We start from the raw sequence: 23,301 nt of genomic DNA, 5'->3' as shown, positions 1-23,301 counted from the left end.
ACGGAGGCCGTCCGCGCAAAGATAGGCACATGTCCGCTGATCTGCTGACCCATCGTGGTGGACAGGGCGAGCCGGTGGTTCTGGTGCACGGCCTGATGGGTCGCGGTACCACCTGGTCGCGTCAGCTGCCGTGGCTGACCCGGCTGGGCGCCGTCTACACCTACGACGCGCCGTGGCACCGCGGCCGTGACATCCCCGACCCGCACCCGATCAGCACCGAGCGTTTCGTCGCTGACCTGGGTGACGCGGTCGCGGCGCTCGGGGCGCCGGTCCGGCTGGTTGGGCATTCGATGGGCGGGCTGCACTCCTGGTGCTTGGCCGCCGAACATCCCGAACTGGTCTCCGCGCTGGTCGTCGAGGACATGGCACCGGATTTCCGCGGGCGCACCACCGGCCCGTGGGAGCCGTGGCTGCATCAACTGCCGGTCGAATTCGGTTCTGCTGAACAGCTTTTCGCCGAATTCGGACCGATAGCCGGGCAGTACTTTCTGGACGCCTTCGACCGGACCGCGACGGGATGGCGGTTGCACGGCCACACCTCTCGATGGATCGAGATCGCCGCCGAATGGGGAACCCGCGACTACTGGACGCAGTGGCGTGCGGTGCGCGCACCGGTGCTGCTCGTCGAGGCAGGCAACTCGGTCACTCCGGCCGGTCAGATGTGCGCGATGCACGAAACCGGTTATCAGGCAAAATATTTGCGTGTCGCCGATGCCGGCCACCTGGTGCACGACGAGGCGCCGCAGGTGTATCGCCAGGCGGTGGAAGCGTTCCTGGCAGCGCGTTAGCCCTCTTCGCCGAGCAACGCGAACCGGCCGTCGCTGGTCTTGGTCACCAGGCCGTCGGCGAGCAGCGAGTCCAGCGCCCGGTCCCGTTGCACGACGTCGGTCGTCCACGCTACGTCGAGCTGGGCACGGGTGACCGGTAGCTCGTTGGCCCGCAACACATCCATCAGCCGGCCTCGGACCTGCCGGTCGGTGCCGGCGTAGCCCTGCGGTTTACGCGCCGGGCCGTCCGCGGGCGGAAAGCCGGCCTGCCGCCACTGGCACACGCTGAGCGGGCACAGCCCGCACCGCGGCGAACGCGCGGTGCACACCGTCGCACCCAGCTCCATGAGCGCCGCTGAAAACCGGTGTGCCGAATCGTCATCGGGCAGCAACGCGGCGACGTCCGCGTGATCGCGGACGGTAGCGGCCGAGGCCGCGTCGGCCCGGCCGTGGACGACCCGGGCCACGACGCGGCGCACGTTGGTGTCCACCACCGGCACCGCCTGCTGGTAGGCGAAGCACGCCACCGCCCGTGCGGTGTAGGCGCCGATCCCGGGCAGCGTCAGCAGAACCTCGACATCGTCGGGAACGACGTCGTCGTGGTCGCGGGCGATCACGGTCGCGCACTCGTGCAGGCGTTTGGCGCGCCGCGGGTAACCCAGCTTCCCCCAGGCCCGCACGATCTCGCCCGGCCCGGCCGCCGCCGTGGCCGATGGCGTCGGCCACCGCGCGACCCAGTCCAACCAAATCGGCACCACCCGCGACACCGGCGTCTGCTGCAGCATGAACTCGCTGACCAGGATCTGCCACGGTGTCACCTCGGGATTCCGCCACGGCAGGTCGCGCCGGCTCAGCTCGTACCAGTCGAGAAGTTCATGCGGCGTTAAAAGGGACTTCGACGCCCCGTGCGGCAGAATATGCGCCATGCCTAATACGAATCCGGTGAGCGCCTGGAAGTCACTCAAAGAGGGTAACGAGCGGTTCGTCACCGGCCAGCCCGAGCACCCGAGCCAAAGTGTCGAGCATCGGGCCAGCCTGGCCGCGGGGCAGAAGCCGACAGTGGCGCTGTTCGGCTGTGGCGACAGCCGGGTGGCCGCCGAGCTGATCTTCGATCAGGGCCTGGGTGACATGTTCGTGGTCCGGACCGCCGGGCATGTGATCGACTCCGCGGTGCTGGGCTCGATCGAGTTCGCGGTCGCTGTGCTCGGCGTGCCCCTGATCGTGATCCTCGGCCACGACAGCTGCGGCGCGGTGAAGGCCACGCTGACCGCCCTCGACGATGGCGTGCTGCCCGGTGGGTATGTGCGCGACGTGGTCGAGCGGGTGACTCCGTCGATCCTGCTGGGCCGCCGCGAAGGTCTGAAACGGCCGGACGAATTCGAGGCGCGCCACGTGGTCGAGACCGGCACCCAGCTGGTGTCGCGCTCCACGACGATCGCCGAGAAGGTCGCCGCCGGCGAGCTGGCGATCGTGGGCGCCACCTATCACCTGGCGGACGGCAAAGTGGCGCTGCGCAACGTGATCGGCGATGTCGGAGACGAGCCGCCACGGGAGTCGTAGACCGGACGTCGCGGCGCGAAGAGGGCCGTGGTGTGCAGGTACTGGAGTTTCAGATTCGCGACGGGTTGTTTGTCAGGCGGGTTTAAAGCTCAACGCGATCCGATGTCCAGATGGCTTCATAAGTCGTTGCCGGCATAGGACTGGTTGAAGCTCTTGTTGGCCAGCGGGAAGTCGGGAACGATGGTGTCTGCGATCGCGACGGGCAGCGCCGGCCAGTTGAACCAGGACGGGTCGACGACTTTGGCGCGGGTGAGACGAGCCTGCGATCCTGGGGTTCCGTCGATTTCGACGCGATGCACGATGGTGCCGCGCCATCCTTCTGAGATGCCGACGCCGCTGCGTGTGCCGGTCGTCGAGGGCATCTCAGCGACGTATGCGGTTGGGCCGGTGTGGGATTCAATCAGGTGTGCGGCAAGCTCAGCAGACGCTGCGAATTCGTCTCGACGCACGGTGTAGCGGGACAGTACGTCACCGGCGCTCGCTCCGGCCTCAATCACGGGCAGGGCAGTGGTGGGGTGTTCAAGACGTGCGTCGGTGCGCACACCGCTGGCTCGCGCCACGTACCCCAGGCATCCGAGAGCGCGCGCATCCTCGGACGTGAGAACCGCGGTGCCGGTGAACCGGTCGTGCACCACGGTATTCGCGAGGGTAAGCGTGGCGACCTCGGCCAGGTCACCCGCGATGGATCGCAGCTTGGCTGCATCGGGCAGGGCTTGTAGCGTCACCGCGCCCGGTCGGATCGCCCCGCGTAGCAGCCGGTGCCCGGTCACCTCGGCGTTGAGCCGCAGGAGCTGCTCGCGGATGCGTTGGGCGTGCGCATTGGCCAGGGCGAAGCCGACGTCGTTGGCGAGTGCACCGAGATCGGCGGCGTGATTGTAGAGACGTTCGAGTTCGATGAGCAGGGCCCGCATCCGGTGTGCCGCGTCGGGCAACTCGATTCCGAGGGCGTCTTCGACAGCAAGGCTGTGCGCCAGCGCGTGCGCGGCTGACGTGTCGCCGCTGATGCGTTCCGCGAGTTCGACCGCTTCGCCGGCGCCGCGGCCGGCGAAGAGTTTCTCGATGCCCCGGTGGACGAACCACAGCCGCGCTTTGAGGCGCAGCACGGTCTCGCCGACGACGGAGAAGCGGAAGTGCCCGGGCTCGATCAACCCGGCGTGAACGGGCCCGACGGGGATTTCGTACACCCCAGGTCCTTCCACAACGAGAAACGGGAACCGTCCAGTGTGCTCGAAACCCGGTGGTGGCCCGGCGTGGTTGCGCATCGGATGCCAATCCTCGGGCCAGTGGGCGTGGCGCACCAGACGGCGTGGCTGTGGATGGCCGATCGGTCGAATTCCGTACAGGTCAGCCATTTCCCGCTCGAACCGGCCCAGCGGAAAGGACAGGTGACTCAGCGACGGAATTACCGGATCATCTTTCGGTACTTGATATTCCAGCTCGATCCTGCGTTCGGGCCGGCTGGCGAGGAAAAGGTAGACGATCCGCAGCGTGTCGTCGTCGTCATGCGCGGCCACCAGTCCGAGACGGAGACCGTTCGCCAGCAGTTCTTCGGTCATTCTCGGCAGTTCCGACGCTGATAAGCTGTGACGCAACCTGTTTGGAGTCACGGCATCGCTCCGACATTCCTTGCGGCAGTACTTAATAGATTTGTCAGAGGCCCGGCGCTGACGCCGAGCGCGAGCGAGGCGGCCATGCCGACGGACAATGCTGCAGCGACGGTCACCGGCACGGTGATCGAGGGGTCAGCCGTGGTTGGGGCGCCTAACAGCATCCGGCCTGAGTTGCGTGCCAGCGCGGCGAAGCCGATTGCGAGCAGCAACAACGCCGACGCGAGTGCCCAGGCGAGGCGCGCGTCCGCCAGCGAGCGGGCAATCGCCAATTCGCTGGCGAATATCGCGAATGGTGGCAGGCCCAGTAGCACGATCAGGCCGACTGCGAACGACACGCCAATAAGCCGCGAGCGCCGCAGTACGCCGGTGATGTCAGCGATCGCGGTCGAATCGTGTGCGGCTTGTAGTTGGCCGCCGGCCAGGAACAGGACCGTTTTGCCGAGGCCATGTGCCAGTATGTGCAGCAGCAGCGCCGTTATCGCCAGGGTCGTCCCGGCAGCGGCCGTGATCGCGATCAGGCCCATGTTCTCCATCGACGAATAGGCCAGCATTCGTTTGATGTCCGGCGTGACGGTCAACATCAGGACTGCGATCAACAATGTCGCCAACCCGACCACCAGCAGTCCGGCGCGCATGAATGCGGGTCCGGTAGCTGCGTCGATTATGGGCTTTATTCGGATCAGCACTGTGAATGCGACCGACAGCAACACCCCGCTCATGAGCGCGGAGACCGGCGCAGGCGCCTGGCTGTGGGCATCGGCCAGCCACGTGTGAAACGGGAACAGGCCGGCCTTGGCGCCGTATCCGATCAGCAGTAGTCCACCGGCCAGACGCGCGACGCCAGGATCGAGGCTGCGGGCGTGGGCCGCCAGCATATCGAGGTTCAACCCGTTTTCGGCGGGGGCGCCGGCGTGGCGAGCGGCGAAGTACAACAGCACCGTGCCGAGGAAGGCCATCGCGATACCGACCGAGCAGATCACGACGTATTTCCATGTCGCCTCTAAGGCGCTGCGGGTGCGGCGATGGCCGACCAGGAAGGCGGTGGCGATCGTGGTGGCCTCGATCGCCACCCAGATCACACCAATATTGTTGGCGCACAATGCAACAACCATTGCGGCCAGGAATGCCTGCGTCAGGAACCCGTACAACCGCGCTCCACGCGCGTCGGTGTGGCCGTGTGCGAGTTCGGCGTCGATATAGCCGATGCTCGCCCAGCTGGTGAGCGTCCCGACCACCCCAATGACGATCAGCATCGTTGCGGTGAGCGCGTCGGCGCGCAGCAACCCGTCCAGCGCGAGGTACGTGGTCGAGTGCAGCCGGAATGCGAGCACCGTCCCGCAGGTAAGCACGGTGACGGCCGACAGCAGCGCTAGCGTCATAGTGGCACGTCGCCACCCCGCGATCAGGTTGGCGATCGACGCGGCGAGGGGGGCAAGGATCGGTGCGAGCAGCAGAGCGGTCATCAGTCGTGCAACTCCCGCAGCGCGTCGAGGTCGGCAGCGCCGAATGTGCGGCGCAGTCGGCCAGTAAGCACCCCGATCACGATCACCGCGAACAGCACATCCAGCGACGCTCCTAGTTCGACGATCATCGGCACACCCGCTGTCAGCAGAAATGCGACCGCGGCAATCCCGTTGTCCAGCATGAGAAATCCCGCGGCCTGCGAAACCGCGTGACGTCGCGTCGTCATTACGAACAGCGCGATGAACACCACCGCGAAGGCGGCAGGGACGGCTTCGGCGGTGGCGCTTGGTTCCAGGTCCGCGACTGGCCGGGAGACCGCGAGGGCGATGATCGTGAGCAGCGCGGTGACCAGCAGCGAACTGGCGGTGTTCACCAACGGTGTCGCCTCGCGCTGGTCTTGTCGCTCGGCGGCCACCGCTCGGGCCAGCAGCCACGGCAGGATCGCCGTACGCAGGGCAAGTATTGCGACGCCGATGAGGATCAGCGCAGTGTCATCGTCGTGGATCCCGCGCACGATCGGGATTGCGGTCAGCGCGACGCCCTGACACGCCAGCAGGCGCACGATAGCGCGCAGGCGGCGCCGCCACACGACGAGCACCGACGTGAGCATCAGTCCGCCGGCGGCGAAACTTATGAGGGTCGCAAAGTCCGCGTCGCTCATGTGCACTGCCCTCCCCCACAAGCGGGGAATGCGCCCACCTCATCGCTTCGCCCTGCATCGTCATCGGTGTGGGTCATCGATCTCCTCACACCCCAGAGAAGAAGTTCGCGGCTGTCACCGACAGCAGGGCGAGCAGAAATGAGCCGGCGAGCAGTTCGGGCACCCGGAATAGCCGCAGTTTCGCCATGAATACCTCGGCCGTCGCGAGCAGCACCGCCAGCACCGCCACCTTGACGACGATCGCTGCAAGGCCGATCGCGACATCCACGCCGCCCGGGCGCAGGCCCGCGATTCCCCACGGCATGAACAGATTCGCCAGCAGCGCCAGCAGAATCGTGAGCCGCATCGCGGCGGCCCACTCGACCAGCGCCAGCCGTGGACCGGCGTACTCGAGCACCATCGCTTCATGCACCATGGTCAGCTCGAGGTGCGTGGCCGGGTTGTCAACAGGCAACCGCCCGGTTTCGGCGATGATGACGATCACCAGGGCGGCCAATGCGAGCACGCCGGCCACCGACACCACGTGGCCGGGGTGTCCGAGCGTATTAGCAACCAGCGCACCGAGATTCGCTGATCCCGCCGGAATTGAGAGCGCAAAGACCGCCAGCAGGATCGTGGGTTCAACCAGTGCCGCAATGGTGATCTCGCGGCTTGCGCCCATGCCGCCGAATGATGTGCCGGTGTCAATGCCGGCCAGCGTCGACGCGACAGTACCCAGAAACAGCAGACCCACGACAGCGAACAGGTCGGCGCTCGAATCCAGCGGGGAACCCGTCGCAATTAAGGGCGCGATGACGGCGATCAGCACCATCGTGCCCGCGACAACTACCGGTGCCGCCGCGAACACCACCGTCGTGCCCAGCGGTCTGATCTGTTGTTTGCCAAGCAGTTTGCGTAAGTCGCGCCACGGCTGCAGCACCCCGCCACCGGCTCGGCCTTCGAAGCGTGCCCGTACCTGCCGGGTCACGCCGATTACGAGCGGAGCGCCAATTGTGACCGCGAGAAGCTGCACGGTGCTTGCGAGATAGGACATCTCGTTCATCTGGCTACCACCAGCATGATCAACACGCTCAGTGCACCGTATGCGAGGTAGACGTGAACGCTTCCGGTGTGAACGCGTTGCACCACCGTGGCGGCCATCGTTACCAGGCGAATCACTGGCTTATAGAGCCACTCTTCGAACGCGTCGACGATCCTGGCCCGGTAGGCGACGTGCAAGGCCAAGTAACGCGACTCCTCGTGAGGCGTGATCTCGATGTCGGTGTCCAGACGCAAGACGTCGTGGAACACCCGTTGCAGCGGCTCGGCGAACGATGTCGCGGTGTACTGCATCCGCGGGGTGAGATCCTCGGCGCCGCAGGCCCATAGCGGCAGGGTGGCCGACTCAGGGCGATGGCGCGAGCGCCAGTGCGTTAACACGACGACCGCTATCACAGCCACTGCCAGGCCTGCGGCGATCACGCCGGGGGCGATCGATCCCTGCAGTCCAGGCAGGCGCACCATCGTCCCGAGGCCGGTGAACTCACTCTGTGCGGTCGCGGGCAACACCTCCAGCACCCTTCGCAGCGCGGGCGCTACCACCACGGGTACCACCGCCAACAGCAGGCATGCGAGCGCGGCAATTGTCATGCCTGCGAGCATGCTGGCCGGTGCCTCACGCGCGTCACTGGCAGCCGATGAACGTGGCCGGGCGAGGAATCCGATGCCGAATGCCTTGACCATCGCAGCAACACCCAGGCCCGTGGTCAGCGCGACTACGCCGACCGCCAACGGCGTCGCGAGCGCGACGAGAGTTTGGTGGCCGGGCGTGGTGTGAATCAGCGATTGGACCAGCAGCCATTCGCCGACAAAACCGGCCCCCATCGGCAGCCCCGACGCTCCGAGGGCGGCGATCCCGAACAGCGCCGTGGTCACGGGCATCCGACGGGCCAATCCCCCGAGTAGGTCTAGGTTTCTCAGCCCGGTGGTCGCCAGAACGGATCCCGCGCCGAGGAAACCAAGGCACTTGAATGCCGCATGTGCAGCCAGGTGCAGCATCGCTGCGGTCATCGCGACGGTCGCGGCCGCCCGCATGCCGGAGCCGGCAAATAGCGTGGCCGCACCCAGCGCCAGCGTGATCAGCCCCATGTTCTCGCTCGTCGAATAGGCCAGCAGCCGCTTGAGATCGGTTGCGACACAGGCCTGTAGAACTCCGTAGAGCGCGGACAATCCGCCGATGATCAACAGAACCAGCCCCCACGAACGCGGACCCGGACCAAGCAGCTGCAGGTCGAACCGGACGATGCCGTAGACACCCATATTGACCATCGCCGCGCTCATCAACGCCGACACGGGACTCGGCGCCTCCGGATGGGCGCGCGGGAGCCACGCGTGCAGCGGCAGCAAGCCCGCTTTCGAGCCGAAGCCTGCAACAGTGAGCAAAAATACGGCGGTGCGTGTGCTTTCGGGCACCCGAGTCAGTTGTGTGAGCCGGTCCGCGTGACCAGCGGCCGACAGCAGCATCAGCCCGACCAAGATCGCCACAAATCCGAGCTGCGTCATCACCGCGTACAGCAGGCCGGCCGAACGCACTTCGGGGGAATCGTGATCAGACAGCACAAGCACCAGCGACGCGATTGCCATCAGCTCCCACGCGAGGAGGAAGGACGTGACCGACCCCGCGGCGGGAACCAGAAGCATCGCTGCGACGAACAGCGGCAGCACTGCCCGTGCTACTGAGCTCATGTGCCGCGCGTAGCCGATCGAATAGATGCCCACCGGAATCGCGACGGCACTAGTGATCGCCACGAAGAAGCCACCAAGCGGATCGAGTTCGAGCCAAACTCCTGACAACGGCAGCAGCCAGCCGAGGTGCACCGACCGCATCGCGCCAAACAACCCAGCGATGCCTGTCAAAAGTCCGACCACTCCGACAAGAGACGTCAGCGCTCCGGCCAGAGCAGATCCGAAATCGTTGTGACGCAGTATGTCTGGCGCACGACCCGAGGCCGATGACAGGGTCGCTGTCACTTTCCCGTCACCGATCGCAAGCCCGCGACGATGTCACTGGGTGTGGGCGGACATCCCGGAATCTCAACGTCGACAGGCACCACTTCACCCACCGCGCCGACCACGCCGTACGCGTCCCCGAAAACACCTCGGTTCAGCGCGCAGTCCCCGCACGCGATCACCACCCGCGGCCGCGGAGTCGCATCTAGCGTATTTCGCAGCGGCTCAACCATATTGCGCGTCACAACGCCGGTCACCAGCAGCGCGTCGGCGTGCCGGGGTGAGGCCACCAACCGAGTCCCGAACCTTTCGGCGTCGTACACCGGCCCGAATGCGCCCGAGATCTCCACCTCGCAGCCGTTGCACGAACCTGCATCGACGTGGCGGATCGACAGCGTTCCGCGGATTCCCGTAGGTGGTTTCACCGATGGTTTCGGCCTCGCGTCTGCCGGCTCAACGACGCGGCCAACCAGGAGGATCTTGCGGATCCAGCCCATCGTGCTATTCCGACGATCCGCCGGCGCGCAGGTCGTCCAAGACGGCGACCCGATCGCTCAGCATTCGCGTCAACACCTTGCGTGCCACGGCGAGCAACTCCGCGATGTCTGGGGACGCAATCGAATAGATCACGTTGTTGCCGTCCTTACGAGCGTTGACCACACCCGCCCGTCGCAGCACCCCTAATTGCTGCGACAAATTGGACAACTCGATCCCGACCTCCAACGCCAGCTCACCCACCGATTGGTCGTGCACCGCCAGCAATTCCAAGATCCTGACGCGTGCCGGATGACCGAGCGTCTTGAAGAACTCGCCTTTGAGCTTGTAAAGCGGCTGCGAATCCACTGTCCTCCCGAAGGCTTCTTAGTTCCTGCAATCGATTGATTGAAAATTTTATCAAATAGTTGATCAGTCGGCGCCCGGGTGCTGAGTTCGGCCGGATACCTCGTTTGACCAGGCGGCAGTGCGCGGCGCAGCACGATCGACACGTCAGCTGAATGGGCGACACGCCGAGTTATGTCGCCCGAGTCGACGTGACCTGGGCTTACCGTGTGAATGTGCTGGATCTGGAACCACGGGGGCCGCTACCGCCGGAGATCTACTGGCGACGCCGGGGATTGGCGATCGGCCTCGCGGTCGTCGTGGTCGCCGTCGTCGTCGCGATCATCGTCGCCGTGTTGAGCAGCAGCGCCGGCGCCAACAGCTCCGGCCCCGCCAAAAAGCCTGCCGCACAAGGCCAGCAGAATCCGGGACCTGAGGTCAAGACGCAGGTCGAGCCGCCGGCAGGGGAGAACCCCGACCAGCCCGCCGAGACGCCGACGGCCGCCGTGCAGCCGCCGCCGATTCTCAAAGAAGGCGACGACTGCCCCGACTCCACGCTGGCCGTCAAGGGTCTGACCAACCTGCCCCAGTACGCGATCGGCGACCAGCCGAAGTTCGTCATGGTCGTGACGAACATCGGGCTGGTGGCCTGCAAGCGCGACGTCGGCGCCGCGGTGCTGGCCGCCTACGTCTACTCGCTGGACAACAAGCGGCTCTGGTCGAACCTGGACTGCGCGCCGTCCAACGAAACCCTGGTCAAGACATTCGCGCCGGGCGAACAGGTGACCACCGCGGTGACCTGGACCGGTATGGGCTCGGCGCCACATTGCCCGCTGCCGCGGCCGGCGATCGGGCCCGGCACCTACAACCTCGTCGTGCAACTGGGGAATCTACGTTCGCTGGCGGTGCCGTTCATCCTGGCGCCGCCGCTGGCTCCGGGCGCCGCGCCTCCGCAGCTACCGGGAGTGCCCGGCCCGCCGGCCCCCGGACCACTGCCCGGCCCGGCACCCGCCCCCGGCGGCTAGGGCTAGCTGAGCGGGTCGGCGATCGTCGACTCCGCCAATTGCGAGAGGCCCTCGCGCACATGGCGGGCCCAGATTTCGCCGATCCCTTCGACGGCCTCCAGGTCGCCGGCGCTGGCCGCCAGCAGGCCCTGCAGCGAGCCGAACTCGCGGACCAGCCGGTCGGCGTGGGCGAACTGCAGCCGTGGGATCTCCGACATGGCGCGGTAGCCGCGCGAGCTGACCGCCGAGTCCTGGGCCTCCGCCGTCGGCGGATAGCCGAAAACCTTTGCCATCGTGGTGAAGTCGAGCAGCTCGGCGTCGGACATCGCGTCCAGCTCCTCGAGTGTGACCGCGAGCTCGGCCTTGGACAGTGGCTCGGGGTTGGCGTGGTAGTCGCGCACGATCAACTCCCGCGACGCGTCGTTGCCGCCGAGCAGTTCTTCGAGCTGCAGCCGCAGCTGGCGTCCGTCGGTGCCCAGTTCGACGACCTCGTTGTCGAGTTCCACGCCGATCCGGCGGACCAGCTCGAGCCGCTGCACCACCGTCATCACGTCGCGCAGCGCCACGAAGTCCTCGATCTCCGCCCGCGACAGCTGCCTGCTGACCTCGTCGAGCCGGGCCTTGTACCGTTCCAGCGTCGCGATGGCCTGATTGGCCCGCGACAAGATGGTCGACGAGTCGGCCAGCACGTGGCGCTCACCGCTGAGGTAGACGGTCACGATGCTCATCGAGTGGCTGACTGAGATCACCGGATAGCCGACCTGGCTGGCGGCCCGCTCGGCCGATCGGTGCCGGGTCCCGGATTCGTCGGTGGGTATCGACGGATCGGGCACCAGCTGCACGTTGGCCCGCAGAATCCGGCTGCCGTCGGTGGACAGCACGACCGCTCCGTCCATCTTGCAGAGTTCTCGCAGCCGGGTCGGCGCGTACCGGACGTCGAGCGAGAAGCCGCCGTCGCAGATGGCCTCGACACTGTCGTCGTAGCCCAGGACTATCAGGGCGCCGGTCCGGCCGCGCAGGATGCGTTCCAGGCCGTCGCGCAGGGCGGTTCCCGGCGCCAGCCGGGCCACCGCTTCACGCAGGGTGGGACGTGCCGGCTGCGCCGATCCGTTCGTGTTCGATTTCCCCGTACTCATCACCAGTCATTGTGCTCCGTCGGCGGCGCGTCCAGTCGATGTGGTCGGGTCGGAGCTTTGCTGCGGTGCTCGCCGAGGTTGAGCATGTGCTCCAGCGCGGCGACGATGGTGGGCGCCTGCAACACCCGCAGGCCCGGTGGCACCGCGTCGGTACCCGACGGGACCAGCGCGGTGGTGAAGCCCTGCCGGGCGGCCTCGGCCAGCCGCCGCTCCATGCCGCCGACCCGCCGCAGATCTCCGGCCAATCCGACTTCGCCGATCATCACCGCCGTCGCCGGCATCGGCAGATCCACGTAGGCCGACGCCAGCGCTGCGGCAACCGCCAGATCCGACGACGGGTCGGTCAGACGCATACCGCCCACGGTCGACAGGTACACGTCGTTGACGGCGATTTTCAGCCGGGCGTGCTTTTCCAGCACCGCTGCGATCATCGCGGCCCGGGCGTGGTCGATGCCGCTGACCGCGCGGCGCGGCGAGCTGCCCGACGGCTCGGCCAGCAACGCTTGGATCTCGCCGACCAGCGGGCGCTTGCCGTCGAGCGTCACGGTGATCGCGGTACCCGACACCGGCTGCGGCCGCTGATCCAGAAACAGCCCGGACGCGTCGGCAACGCCTTCAATCCCGCTGTCCTGCAACAGAAAACAACCGACTTCGTCGGCCGCTCCGAAGCGATTCTTCACGCCGCGAACCATGCGCAGCAGCGAATTGCGATCACCCTCGAAATGCAGCACCACGTCGACGAGATGCTCGAGCGACCGAGGGCCGGCGATCGCCCCGTCCTTGGTGACGTGACCGACCAGGATCAGCGGCACGCCAGTGGTTTTCGCCGCGGCGGTCAGCGCGGCGGTGACGGCCCGGACCTGCGTGACACCGCCGGTGACGCCGTCGGTGTCGGTGCTGCACATGGTCTGCACCGAGTCGACGACTACCAGGGTGGGCTGCACCGCCTCGATGTGGCCAAGCACCGCATGAAGATCCGACTCGGCGGCCAGATAAAGCTCGTCGTCGCTGCAACCGGTCCGGTCGGCGCGCATCCGAATCTGGCCGCGCGACTCCTCACCCGACACGTACAGCGCCCGCCGCCCCGACGCCGCCCACTGATGAGCAACCTTGAGTAGCAACGTGGACTTACCCACCCCCGGGTCACCCGCGAGCAGCGTCACCGAGCCCGGCACCACGCCGCCGCCCAGCACCCGGTCGAGTTCGTCGATGCCGGTGGGGCAGTGCCGGGTTCCGTCGGCCTCGATCGAGGTGATCGGTACCGCGGCTGAGGACGGGCTGACGACGGCGCGAGTGCTGCCCCGCACGGCGCTGAGCACGGCCACCTCGTCGACCGAACCCCAGGTGCCGCACTCCAGGCAGCGGCCGACCCATTTCGCGGTGACGTGGCGGCACTCCGAACAGCGGTACTGCGAACGTGCCTTGGCCACCCGGTGACGGTATCCGGATGGTCCGACAGATCAGGGGAGGTTAGGCCGGCTTCGGCGGTTCGTTTTGCCGGGGACCCTCGGGCGCCGAAATCGGCACCGCGACGTTGACGCTGCCGGCCTTCTCGAAGGTGAAGGTCACGTCGTAGTTCGGGCCGTTGGTGATCGGCTTGGTCAGCGCGATGGTCGCCTTGACCGTGTCGCCTGCCTCAATGGCGCGATCGGCTTGCTTTGTCTGGCCGTTCTGGGCGCCGAAGAACAGCACGCCGCTGGGGGGCAGCGTCGGGTCGCCGGTCACCGTCACCGTGCCGATGTCGGTGGTGACGCCGATCAGCTTGTCGGCGGTGTCCGGCGACTGGTTGACCGCGACCAGCACCAGGTCCACCGTGGCGCCCGGGCGCAGGAAGTCGCCGGTCTGCGCGGCCTGAATGCGGACGTTGCGCAACGCGACGTTCTTGACCACCGCGGCGTTGCCGTCGACCGCGGATTGCTGCATCGCGGTCTGTGAAAGCTGCCCGGCACCGCAGCCGGTGACCGTCACAGCGCCGATCACGGCACCGGCAGCCAACACAGCGGCCCTTGCCGAGCGACGACTCGAGCGGGATTTCGAGTCGCGGTAGTCGAAGCGAATCACTCAAAGCCTCCTGCTCGGCCCACGAACGCTACTGCGGTTCGACTATGCAGAGTAGTAGGTCGATCGGACCCGCGGTAGCCGAGGGCGCCGCAGCCGGATCGAAGCAGCGCAGCAAAGCCCTGACCGCGTCATACGGCGGATATCCACAGGCCGGCGGACGGCGCCGAACAGGCTCTCGGCGCGATGGGGCCTTGCACGAATTCACCCGTCTGTCAAGCCCCTCTCCGCACGTATGGTGCCCCTGACCTGCACCGTTGTTCCGCATGTGTTTGCGCAACGTGTTAGCATGGAGTAACGAAAGGGGCTCGAAACTGATGAATTTTGCGGTCGGAGACACCGTTGTCTATCCACACCACGGTGCTGCGTTAATCGAGGCGATTGAAACCCGAACCATCAAGGGGGAACAAAAAGAGTATCTCGTCTTGAAGGTGGCGCAGGGAGACCTGACAGTTCGAGTACCCGCCGACAACGCCGAATACGTCGGCGTGCGCGATGTGGTTGGCCAAGAAGGCCTCGACAAGGTGTTCCAGGTGCTCCGCGCACCGCACACCGAAGAGCCGACCAACTGGTCCCGCCGCTATAAGGCCAATCTGGAAAAGCTCGCCTCCGGCGACGTCAACAAGGTTGCTGAGGTGGTCCGCGACCTGTGGCGCCGCGACCAGGAGCGCGGACTGTCCGCCGGCGAGAAGCGCATGCTGGCCAAGGCCCGTCAGATTCTGGTCGGCGAGCTCGCGCTGGCCGAGAGCACGGATGACGCCAAGGCGTCGATCATCCTCGACGAGGTTCTGGCCGCCGCTTCCTGAATTCCCTGATGCACGAGGACCGGGTTTGACCAGCACGGTCGCGGTGGTTCCGGCTGCCGGATCCGGTGAACGGCTGGCAGCCGGTGTACCGAAGGCTTTTTATCAGCTCGAGGGACGGACCCTGGTTGAGCGCGCCGTCGACGGCCTGCTCGAGTCGGGTGTCGTCGATTACGTGGTGGTGGCGGTTCCCGCCGACCGCACAGACCGGGCCAAGCTGATCCTGGGCAGTGATGCGACCGTCGTCGCCGGGGGCGCCAATCGCGGCGACTCGGTCAGCCGGGCGTTGGCGGCCGTCACCGACGGCGAAAATCCTGACTTTGTGCTGGTCCACGACGCCGCACGCGCTCTGACACCGCCCGATCTGGTGGTGCGGGTGGTCGAGGCGCTGCGAGCCGGGCATCCGGCCGTCATCCCGGTGCTGCCCTTGTCCGACACCGTCAAGGCCGTCGACGCCAACGGTGCGGTGCTGGGCACGCCGGACCGGGCCGGGCTGCGGGCCGTGCAGACCCCGCAGGGTTTCGCCACCGACCTGCTGCTGCGGGCCTACCAGCAGGCCGGAACGGCCGATTTCACCGACGACGCCTCGCTGGTCGAGCGCATCGGCGGCCAGGTGCAGGTGGTTCCCGGCGACCCGCTGGCCTTCAAGATCACCACCCGGTTGGACTTGATGCTGGCGCAAGCGATCGTGGCCCAGTGAGCTTCCGGGTCGGCGTCGGCACCGACGTGCACGTAATCGAATCCGGCAGGCCGTGCTGGCTGCTGGGCCTGCTGTTTCCCGACGACGACGGCTGCGCCGGGCACTCCGACGGCGACGTCGCGGTGCATGCGCTGTGCGATGCGCTGCTATCGGCGGCCGGGCTGGGCGACATCGGCGATGTGTTCGGTGTCGACGACCCGCAGTGGGCCGGTGCCAGCGGCATGACCATGCTGCGCCACGTCGCCGACCTGCTTGCGCGGCACGGCTGCCGGGTCGGCAATGCGGCCGTCCAGGTGATCGGCAACCGTCCCCGAATCGGCCCGCGACGCGCCGAGGCGCAGACGACGTTGTCGGAGGTGCTGGACGCGCCGGTGTCGGTGTCGGCGACCACCACCGACGGGCTCGGGCTGACCGGGCGCGGTGAGGGCCGGGCGGCGATCGCGACGGCTCTGCTGATCGAAACGGACTAGATCTCGCGCTTTGGCATCTCGGTGATCGTTTCCCTTGCCGTCGTGTTCGCTCCGCGAACACGACGCTGTGGTCATCGACGGCGTATTCGGCCCGGTAAGCTGGCACGTCGTGACCGATAGCGCCGGCCTGCGGCTACACGACACGGCAGCCGGTGCCGTGCGTGATTTCGTCCCGTTGCGCCCCGGCCATGTCTCCATCTATCTGTGCGGCGCCACAGTGCAGGGCCTGCCGCACATCGGTCATGTGCGCAGCGGGGTGGCCTTTGACATCCTGCGGCGATGGCTGATGGCTCGCGGCTGCGACGTCGCGTTCATCCGCAACGTCACTGACATCGACGACAAGATCCTCAATAAGGCCGCCGCGGCCGACCGCCCGTGGTGGGAGTGGGCGGCCACCTTCGAGCGGGCGTTCTCGGCCGCCTACGACGCGCTGGGCGTCTTGCCGCCGTCGGCCGAACCCCGGGCCACCGGCCACATCACCCAGATGGTGGAGCTGATCGAGCGGCTGATCGAGTCGGGCAGCGCGTACCCAGGTCAAAAGGGCTGCGGCGACGTCTATTTCGATGTGCTGAGCTACCCCGAATACGGCCGGCTGTCGGGGCACAAGATCGACGATGTGCACCAAGGTGAGGGCGTGGCCACCGGCAAGCGGGATCAGCGCGACTTCACGCTGTGGAAGGGCGCCAAGCCCGGCGAGCCGTCATGGCCGACGCCGTGGGGCCGCGGACGGCCCGGCTGGCATCTGGAATGCTCCGCGATGGCCCGCACCTATCTCGGACCGGAATTTGATATCCATTGCGGTGGAATGGATTTGGTATTCCCCCACCATGAGAACGAGATCGCTCAGAGTCGCGCCGCCGGCGACCAGTTCGCGCGCTACTGGTTGCACAACGGCTGGGTCACCATGGGCGGCGAGAAGATGAGCAAGTCGCTGGGCAACGTGCTGTCGATCCCGGCCATGCTGCAGCGGGTCCGTCCCGCCGAGTTGCGCTACTACCTGGGCAGCGCGCACTACCGCTCGATGCTGGAGTTCTCCGAGACGGCCCTGAAGGACGCGGTAAACGCCTACGTCGGCATCGAGGATTTCCTGCACCGGGTGCGCACCCGGGTCGGTGTAGTCGAACTCGGGCAGTGCACACCGCAGTTCGCCGCCGCGCTCAACGACGACCTGGCCGTACCGACCGCGCTGGCCGAAGTGCACCGCACCCGCGCCGAGGGAAACCGCGCATTGGACGCCGGTGACCACGACGGCGCGATGACTCACGCCGGCGAGATCCGCGCGATGATGGACATCCTCGGCTGCGACCCGCTGCACGAGCGTTGGGAATCGCGTGACGAGACGTCCGCCGCGCTGGAGGCGGTCGACGTGCTGGTCCGCTCCGAGCTGCATCGCCGCGAACAGGCTCGCGTGCAACGTGATTGGAAGCTGGCCGACGAGATCCGGGATCGGCTCAAGGACGCCGGTGTCGAGGTCACCGACACATCCGACGGCCCGCAGTGGTCGTTGGGAAGCCACGCCGATGGCCGGTAATTCGCAGCGCCGCGGCGCCATCCGCAAAGCCGGCACGAAGAAGGGGCCGACGGTCGGGTCCGGCGGTCAGCGCCGCCGCGGCCTGGAAGGGCGCGGCGCCACTCCGCCCGCGCACATGCGGCCCAATCATCCGGCCGCCAAACGGGCCAAGGCGCAAGCGCGGCGCCCCGCGAAGCGCAAGGACGACGACTTCGAGACGGTGCTGGGCCGCAACCCGGTGCTCGAGTGCCTGCGGGCCGGTGTTCCGGCGACCGCGCTGTATGTCGCGCTCGGCGCCCAGGCCGACGAACGCCTCAGTGAATCCGTCACGCTGGCAGCCGATTCCGGTATCGCGATCCTCGAAGTGCCGCGCACCGATCTCGATCGGATCGCCACCAACGGGTTGCACCAGGGCATCGCGTTGCAGGTGCCGCCCTACAACTACGTCCACCCCGACGAGTTGCTTGCGGCGGCCTCGCGCACTCCGCCGGCTCTTCTGGTTGCCCTGGACAACATCTCCGACCCGCGGAACCTCGGCGCGATCGTCCGGTCGGTCGCGGCGTTCGGCGGCCACGGGGTGCTGATCCCGCAGCGGCGCTCCGCCTCGGTGACCGCGGTCGCCTGGCGGACGAGCGCCGGTGCGGCTGCCCGGATTCCCATCGCACGAGCCACCAATCTGACTCGTACACTGAAGGATTGGGCCGACCACGGCGTTCAGCTGATCGGGCTGGACGCCGACGGCGACACCGTCGTCGACGATCTCGACGCCACCGGCCCGGTGGTGATCGTGGTCGGCTCCGAAGGCAAAGGGCTGTCCCGGTTGGTGCGGCAGAGTTGCGACGCGGTGGTGTCGATCCCGATGTGCGGGGTGGGTGAATCGTTGAACGCCTCGGTGGCCGCCGGGGTGGTGCTGGCCGACGTCGCCCGTCAGCGCCGGGGTTAGAGCCCCAGCATCCGCACCCCGGCCCACAGCGCCAGCACCGACGTCACCAGCGCTGTCGGCACGGTACACAAACCCAGCCGGGTGTATTCACCGAAGCTGGCCGGAACGTCGTAACGCCGTAATACACTACGCCACAACAGGTTCGACAGCGATCCTACGTACGTCAGGTTCGGGCCGATGTTCACGCCGATCAGCACGGCCAGCACCGCCGCCGGCCCGGTCGACGCCACCAGCGGCACCAGCACCAGCGTGGCGGGCAGGTTGTTGACGACGTTGGCCAGCACGGCAGCCAGCGCCGCATACCCCAACAGCGCCGCAAGCCCGGTCCCGGACGGCAGCAGCGCTCCCATCCGGGCGGTCATCCCGTTGTTCATGACCGCCTGCACCACCACGCCGAGCGCCAGCACGAAGACCAGGAATGGCACATTGGCCGAGCGCACGATCTCCACCGGCGACGTGTGTCGACGAACCAGACCGCGAACCGCCAGCACCGCGGCCCCCGCCAACGCCGCCCACGCCGGCGCCACTCCTACGGCTTCGGCGACCACGAACCCGATCAGCGTCAGCGCCACCACCACCAACGCGAATACCGGTGTGGCGGGCACCGTCTCGTCGTCCTGCGGCTCGGGCTGCACGCTGAGGTCGCGCCGGAAGAACACCCGGAACACCACGTACACGGCGGCGACCGCGGCCAGCCACGGCAGCGTCATCACCGCGGTGAACTTCAGGAACGAGACGTTCGCGGCATGAAAGGCCAGCAGGTTGGTCAGGTTCGACACCGGCAGCAGCAACGACGCGGCGTTGGCCAGGTGCGCCGTGGCGTAGGCATGCGGACGTACCGGCGCCCGAAGCCGCCGGACCGTGGTCAGCACCACCGGCGTCAGCAGCACCACGGTCGCGTCCAGGCTCAGCGCCGCGGTGATCACGGCGGCGATCACGAAGACCTGCCGCAGCAGGCTGGTCGAGCCGGAGCTGGCGCGGGCCATCGCCGCCCCGGCCGCCTCGAACAGGCCCTCGTCGTCACACATCTTGGCCAGTACCAGCACCGCGCCCAGGAAGGCAACGACGTGGGACAACTGGGCCGCTTCGCCGGCGGCGTCGTGCACCGAGATCGCGCCGACGGCGATCAGTAGCACCACAGCCGGCACGGCCGCGATCGCCTCCGGCCACCCCCGGGGCCGGGCAACCGCGAACGCGAGGACAGCCGCCAGTGACAGCAGAGCCAGGAACAGGTTCAAATCGCGGCCCACGGGTCTTCGCGCCGCCAGACTGTCGGCATGTCCAGGGCCACACCGTCCTGCGTGGCCAGTTTCGTCAACACGCGCAGTGACACATCGAGGTCGTCGCCCGCATAGGGTAACGCCCGCAACGGTTTCGACAGCGGCCGGAAGAAGTCGTCCCAGTGGGTCAGGACCACGCGGCGTGCGCCCACGGCGCGCACGGTCTCCGTCCAGTAGTCGACCTGGTAGGACGCGGGCTGGACGCCCAGCTGCCCCACGCCGAGATAGACAACGTCGGCGTGCTGCCCGGCCAGCGAGCCTTTGACGAAGCCGGCGCTGCCCTGGATGAGTAGTCGCCGGTCCGACGGCCGGTGATGGACGAACGCCGACCATGCCTCGCCGCACCGGTAGGCCGATGCTCTTGTCGGTGTCAGCACCGGTGCGGTGATGGTGCCCGGGAACCGGTCGGGCGGGCAGTGGTGCGATTCGATCAGCGTGATATCGAAGGCGCCCAACCGAATTGGCGCGCCCGATTCGGCGACCACAATGCGGTCCTCGTCGAGGCCGTGACCGCGACCGACGTTGGCGGCGGATTCACCGCCGACCAGTTGCGCGCCGGTGCGCTCGGCGACCAGCGCGGAGTCCAATGCGTGGTCGAAGTGGGTGTGCACCGGGACGACCGCCGCCAGCCGCGTGACCTGAGCCCGCGCCAGACAGCCGTCGACCCGGGCCGCCGACGGCGCCACCTTGCCGAGACCGACGCGGGCGAGGCCGGGTCGGGAGAAGAAGCCGTCGGTCATCAGCGCCGACGACCCGTCGTCGATCAGCAGCGTCGTGACACCCAGCCAGGTCACCGTCAGCGGCGCACCCGATTCGGCGACCGGCACGGTGAAGCGATGCGAGTGCCGCGCGAGATCCGGACGCCCTGGCCGCAGCCGCATCAGCTGAACGCTCCCAACTCGATGCCCGCGCCCAGCAGTCGATCCCGGACAGCGGAGGCGATCTGCACCGCGCCAGGTGAATCGCCGTGCACGCAAACCGATTCCACGTGGACCTCAACGACAGATCCGTCGATCGCGGTCACGGCTCCGTCGGTCACCATCGACAGCACCCGCTCGGCGACGGCGGCCGGATCGTCGAGGACCGCGCCCGGTTCACGCCGCGACACCAGCCGGCCGTCCGGTCGATAGGCCCGGTCGGCGAACGCCTCGGACACGGTTCGCAGGCCACGCCGTTGCGCCTCGTCGAAGAACACCGAACCGGCCAAGCCGAGCACCGGCAGGCCGGCATCGACCGTGCGCACCGCTTCCGCGACGGCCCCCGCCTGCTCGGCGTGGGTGACGATCGTGTTGTACAGCGCGCCATGGGGTTTGACATACGACACGGTCGAGCCGACGGATTGAGCCAGCCCGTGCAACGCGCCGATCTGATAGACGACGTCGGCGAGCAGATCGTCCGGGGCCACGTCGATGAAGCGACGGCCGAAACCGGCCAGATCGCGGTAACTCACCTGCGCCCCGATCCGGACGCCGCGCCGAGCGGCCAGCCTGCACACCGACAACAGCCCGGCCGGGTCCCCGGCATGGAAGCCGCATGCCACGTTGGCGCTGGTCACGATGCCGAGCATGGCGTCGTCGTCGCCGAGTCGCCAGACTCCGAAGCCCTCGCCCAGGTCGGCGTTGAGATCGATGCGGGCCACGGTCGATAGCTTAGGGCGCGCCGTCGCGTGCAGCTCGGGCCGCCGGGAAAAGTCCGCGACGTGCCCGCTCAGGCGCGCGATGCCCGGTAGCCTCGCAGCATGAGCCCCCTGCCGCGACGCCGGGCGACGCTCGCGTCGTTGGCAGCCGAGCTCAAGGTGTCACGCACGACCATCTCCAACGCGTACAACCGGCCCGACCAGCTCTCGGATGCGCTGCGTGAGCGAGTGCTCGCGACGGCCAAACGTCTGGGTTACGCCGGCCCCGACCCGGTGGCGCGGTCGCTGCGGACCCGCAAGGCGGGCGCGGTGGGTCTGGTGGTCACCGAGCCGTTGACCTACTCCTTCCGCGATCCGGCCGCCCTGGATTTCGTTGCGGGACTTGCACAATCGTGTGAAGAGCTCGGACAGGGGCTGCTGCTGGTCGCGGTCGGCCCGAGTCGCAGCGTCGCCGAGGGGACGTCGTCGGTGCTGGCCGCGGGCGTCGACGGCTTCGTGGTGTATTCGGCGTCCGGCGACGATCCTTACCTGCAGGTCGTGCTGCAACGACGGCTGCCGCTGGTGGTGGTCGATCAGCCGAAAGACGTGCCAGGTGCATCCCAGGTCGGCATCGACGACCGGGCCGCAATGCGCGGGATCGCCGACTACGTTGTCGGTCTGGGGCATCGCGAGATCGGGCTACTGACGATGCGCCTGCTCCGCGACAGTTACCAGGGTGTGGTGAATTCCGAGCGGCTGCGGGCGTCGACTTTTCACGTGCAGAGCGAACGGATTCGCGGCGCTCGCGACGCGATGGCCGCGGCGGGCCTCGATCCGGAATCACTGACCGTGGTGGAAAGCCACGAGCACACCCCTGAGGCCGGCGGCATCGCCGCCGAGGTTGCGCTGCAAGCCAACCCGCGTATCACCGCGTTGATGTGCACCGCTGACGTGCTGGCTCTGTCGGCGATGGACTATCTGCGTGGCCACGGCAAATACGTGCCCGGCCAGATGACCGTCACCGGGTTCGACGGCGTGCCCGAGGCGATGAACCGCGGCTTGACCACGGTCGCGCAGCCGAGCCTGCAAAAAGGCCGTCGCGCAGGCGAACTCCTGCACAAAGGTGACATCAATCCGACCATCGAGGTGTTCGACACCACGTTGATTCGCGGACGCACCGCCGGCCCGCCGGCCTGAACGCTCAGACCTGGGCGGCGGCGTCCCCGTTGCCGATCAGCAGCCGAACGGCGAGATCGAGCCGCTTGCTGACATCGGTGGCCGAAGCCCGACGGGTCAACCAGGCCAGCAGATTCGACAGCCACACATCGGAGATCACCCTGGCGATGTGGTACTGGTCCTCGCTCGGTTCGCCGTCGCTCATTGCGCGGGCGAACATGGAGTCGATGAGCTTCTCGACGTGATCGACCTCGCCCGCCGCCGATGCGTCGGCGAACACGTAGGCACGGGTCATGGCCTCGGTCAGCAGTGGATTGCGCTGCATCGCGCGGTTGAGCTTGCTCACCATGAAGTTCAGCCGTTGATACGGCGTTCCGCCGGTCAGCGTGGAGCGGTCGGTCTTGGCGTCGATGCGTTCGAACTCGCGACCCAGCGCGGACACCAGCAGGTGCACCTTCGACGGGAAGTAGCGGTAGAGCGTGCCCACGGCGACGTCGGCGCGGTCGGCGACCGCACGCATCTGCACCGCTTCGTAGCCACCCTTGGAGGCGATCGCCATGGTGGCGTCCAGGATCCGCTTGCGGCGTTCCCGTTGTGCCTCCGAGCCGAGTTCGGACTCGGCGAGTACTGCCACGTTCATCACCTCACGAGGCTGCGCGGCGGACGAACCCGAAGGCCGGCCCGAGTCGGTGTTGGCTGGCCCCGATCCAGAAGGGGTCATCTGACGGACAGCTCCT

At 67.5% G+C, this 23,301-nt stretch carries 24 protein-coding genes; 9 read left to right on the top strand and 15 right to left on the bottom strand.

The window, feature by feature from the left end; genetic code table 11:
• Positions 1-29: 29 nt before the first annotated feature.
• Positions 30-788 (top strand): alpha/beta fold hydrolase, encoded by a 759-nt coding sequence (locus tag G6N27_RS13910; RefSeq protein ID WP_163776861.1) that lies wholly within the window; start codon positions 30-32, stop codon positions 786-788.
• On the opposite strand, the gene G6N27_RS13905 is transcribed toward G6N27_RS13910, so the two are convergent.
• Positions 785-1,693, bottom strand: a complete 909-nt coding sequence (locus G6N27_RS13905) for an A/G-specific adenine glycosylase (protein ID WP_163776860.1) — start codon at positions 1,691-1,693, stop codon at positions 785-787. The two genes, G6N27_RS13910 and G6N27_RS13905, sit on opposite strands and share 4 nt — an antisense overlap.
• Here G6N27_RS13905 and G6N27_RS13900 point away from each other — a divergent pair.
• A complete protein-coding gene (locus tag G6N27_RS13900) occupies positions 1,692-2,327 on the top strand; it encodes a carbonic anhydrase (protein ID WP_163776859.1) in 636 nt (211 codons plus the stop codon). The genes G6N27_RS13905 and G6N27_RS13900 overlap by 2 nt on opposite strands.
• Before the next feature lie 116 nt (positions 2,328-2,443).
• Here the strand turns inward: G6N27_RS13900 and G6N27_RS13895 are convergent, their stop codons facing one another.
• From G6N27_RS13895 to G6N27_RS13865, 7 genes are all read right to left on the bottom strand, one after another.
• Positions 2,444-3,883: a hydrogenase large subunit gene (locus G6N27_RS13895; RefSeq protein ID WP_163776858.1), complete on the bottom strand. Its 1,440-nt coding sequence runs from the start codon at positions 3,881-3,883 to the stop codon at positions 2,444-2,446.
• 47 nt (positions 3,884-3,930) lie between these two features.
• A complete protein-coding gene (locus G6N27_RS13890) occupies positions 3,931-5,400 on the bottom strand; it encodes a proton-conducting transporter transmembrane domain-containing protein (protein ID WP_163776857.1) in 1,470 nt (489 codons plus the stop codon).
• Positions 5,400-6,062: a hypothetical protein gene (locus tag G6N27_RS13885; protein WP_163776856.1), complete on the bottom strand. Its 663-nt coding sequence runs from the start codon at positions 6,060-6,062 to the stop codon at positions 5,400-5,402. The genes G6N27_RS13890 and G6N27_RS13885 overlap by 1 nt, the downstream gene beginning before the upstream one ends.
• 85 nt (positions 6,063-6,147) lie before the next feature.
• Positions 6,148-7,095 carry a respiratory chain complex I subunit 1 family protein gene (locus G6N27_RS13880; RefSeq protein WP_163781779.1) on the bottom strand — a complete coding sequence of 316 codons (948 nt, stop codon included), beginning with the start codon at positions 7,093-7,095 and terminating at the stop codon, positions 6,148-6,150.
• A gap of 5 nt (positions 7,096-7,100) precedes the next feature.
• Complete coding sequence (locus G6N27_RS13875) at positions 7,101-9,071, bottom strand: proton-conducting transporter transmembrane domain-containing protein (RefSeq protein ID WP_456320140.1); 1,971 nt, start codon at positions 9,069-9,071, stop codon at positions 7,101-7,103.
• The gene (locus G6N27_RS13870) at positions 9,068-9,547 is read right to left on the bottom strand and encodes an NADH-quinone oxidoreductase subunit B family protein (RefSeq protein WP_163776854.1); all 480 of its coding nucleotides are present in this window, start codon (positions 9,545-9,547) and stop codon (positions 9,068-9,070) included. The genes G6N27_RS13875 and G6N27_RS13870 overlap by 4 nt, the downstream gene beginning before the upstream one ends.
• Positions 9,548-9,551: 4 nt before the next feature.
• On the bottom strand, positions 9,552-9,893 hold the full coding sequence (locus G6N27_RS13865) for an ArsR/SmtB family transcription factor (RefSeq protein ID WP_163776853.1): 342 nt from the start codon (positions 9,891-9,893) through the stop codon (positions 9,552-9,554).
• Positions 9,894-10,105: 212 nt separating this feature from the next.
• Here G6N27_RS13865 and G6N27_RS13860 point away from each other — a divergent pair, with 212 nt between their 5' ends.
• Positions 10,106-10,894: a hypothetical protein gene (locus G6N27_RS13860; protein WP_179963287.1), complete on the top strand. Its 789-nt coding sequence runs from the start codon at positions 10,106-10,108 to the stop codon at positions 10,892-10,894.
• A gap of 2 nt (positions 10,895-10,896) precedes the next feature.
• On the opposite strand, the gene disA is transcribed toward G6N27_RS13860, so the two are convergent.
• From disA to G6N27_RS13845, 3 genes are read right to left on the bottom strand one after another with little or no spacing between them, the layout of a single operon-like run.
• The gene (disA, locus tag G6N27_RS13855) at positions 10,897-12,009 is read right to left on the bottom strand and encodes a DNA integrity scanning diadenylate cyclase DisA (RefSeq protein WP_163776851.1); all 1,113 of its coding nucleotides are present in this window, start codon (positions 12,007-12,009) and stop codon (positions 10,897-10,899) included.
• Entirely contained in the window at positions 12,009-13,439 is a 1,431-nt protein-coding gene (radA, locus tag G6N27_RS13850; protein WP_163776850.1) for a DNA repair protein RadA, read from the bottom strand. The genes disA and radA overlap by 1 nt, the downstream gene beginning before the upstream one ends.
• A gap of 40 nt (positions 13,440-13,479) precedes the next feature.
• A complete protein-coding gene (locus G6N27_RS13845) occupies positions 13,480-14,070 on the bottom strand; it encodes a hypothetical protein (protein ID WP_372512988.1) in 591 nt (196 codons plus the stop codon).
• Positions 14,071-14,384: 314 nt separating this feature from the next.
• Between G6N27_RS13845 and carD the strand changes: the two genes are divergently transcribed.
• The 5 genes from carD (at position 14,385) to rlmB (ending at position 18,493) form a co-directional block, all read left to right on the top strand.
• Positions 14,385-14,873, top strand: coding sequence for an RNA polymerase-binding transcription factor CarD (gene carD, locus G6N27_RS13840; protein ID WP_163781774.1), 489 nt, complete (start codon positions 14,385-14,387; stop codon positions 14,871-14,873).
• Between the two features lie 25 nt (positions 14,874-14,898).
• Positions 14,899-15,570, top strand: coding sequence for a 2-C-methyl-D-erythritol 4-phosphate cytidylyltransferase (gene ispD, locus G6N27_RS13835; RefSeq protein WP_232064576.1), 672 nt, complete (start codon positions 14,899-14,901; stop codon positions 15,568-15,570).
• Positions 15,567-16,040 carry a 2-C-methyl-D-erythritol 2,4-cyclodiphosphate synthase gene (gene ispF, locus G6N27_RS13830; protein WP_163776848.1) on the top strand — a complete coding sequence of 158 codons (474 nt, stop codon included), beginning with the start codon at positions 15,567-15,569 and terminating at the stop codon, positions 16,038-16,040. The genes ispD and ispF overlap by 4 nt, the downstream gene beginning before the upstream one ends.
• A gap of 109 nt (positions 16,041-16,149) precedes the next feature.
• Positions 16,150-17,571: a cysteine--tRNA ligase gene (gene cysS, locus G6N27_RS13825; RefSeq protein WP_163776847.1), complete on the top strand. Its 1,422-nt coding sequence runs from the start codon at positions 16,150-16,152 to the stop codon at positions 17,569-17,571.
• A complete protein-coding gene (rlmB, locus tag G6N27_RS13820; RefSeq protein WP_163776846.1) occupies positions 17,561-18,493 on the top strand; it encodes a 23S rRNA (guanosine(2251)-2'-O)-methyltransferase RlmB in 933 nt (310 codons plus the stop codon). Before cysS ends, rlmB begins: the two co-directional genes overlap by 11 nt.
• Here the strand turns inward: rlmB and G6N27_RS13815 are convergent.
• The 3 genes from G6N27_RS13815 to G6N27_RS13805 are packed head-to-tail and all read right to left on the bottom strand — an operon-like array spanning position 18,490 to position 21,412.
• The gene (locus tag G6N27_RS13815; RefSeq protein ID WP_163781772.1) at positions 18,490-19,731 is read right to left on the bottom strand and encodes an SLC13 family permease; all 1,242 of its coding nucleotides are present in this window, start codon (positions 19,729-19,731) and stop codon (positions 18,490-18,492) included. The genes rlmB and G6N27_RS13815 overlap by 4 nt on opposite strands.
• Entirely contained in the window at positions 19,728-20,654 is a 927-nt protein-coding gene (locus tag G6N27_RS13810; RefSeq protein ID WP_163776845.1) for an MBL fold metallo-hydrolase, read from the bottom strand. Before G6N27_RS13810 ends, G6N27_RS13815 begins: the two co-directional genes overlap by 4 nt.
• A complete protein-coding gene (locus tag G6N27_RS13805) occupies positions 20,654-21,412 on the bottom strand; it encodes a LamB/YcsF family protein (protein ID WP_163776844.1) in 759 nt (252 codons plus the stop codon). The genes G6N27_RS13810 and G6N27_RS13805 overlap by 1 nt, the downstream gene beginning before the upstream one ends.
• A 99-nt stretch (positions 21,413-21,511) precedes the next feature.
• Between G6N27_RS13805 and G6N27_RS13800 the strand changes: the two genes are divergently transcribed.
• Positions 21,512-22,585, top strand: coding sequence for a LacI family DNA-binding transcriptional regulator (locus G6N27_RS13800; RefSeq protein WP_163776843.1), 1,074 nt, complete (start codon positions 21,512-21,514; stop codon positions 22,583-22,585).
• 4 nt (positions 22,586-22,589) lie between these two features.
• Here G6N27_RS13800 and kstR read toward each other — a convergent pair whose 3' ends face one another.
• Positions 22,590-23,198: a cholesterol catabolism transcriptional regulator KstR gene (gene kstR, locus G6N27_RS13795; RefSeq protein ID WP_163776842.1), complete on the bottom strand. Its 609-nt coding sequence runs from the start codon at positions 23,196-23,198 to the stop codon at positions 22,590-22,592.
• Positions 23,199-23,301 lie beyond the last annotated feature (103 nt).

The sequence above is a fragment of the Mycobacterium cookii genome, from assembly GCF_010727945.1.
Classification (GTDB): Bacteria; Actinomycetota; Actinomycetes; order Mycobacteriales; family Mycobacteriaceae; genus Mycobacterium; species Mycobacterium cookii.
The sequence above is the reverse complement of the archived record's forward strand: the minus strand, read 5'-3'. Positions and strand labels throughout refer to the sequence as shown.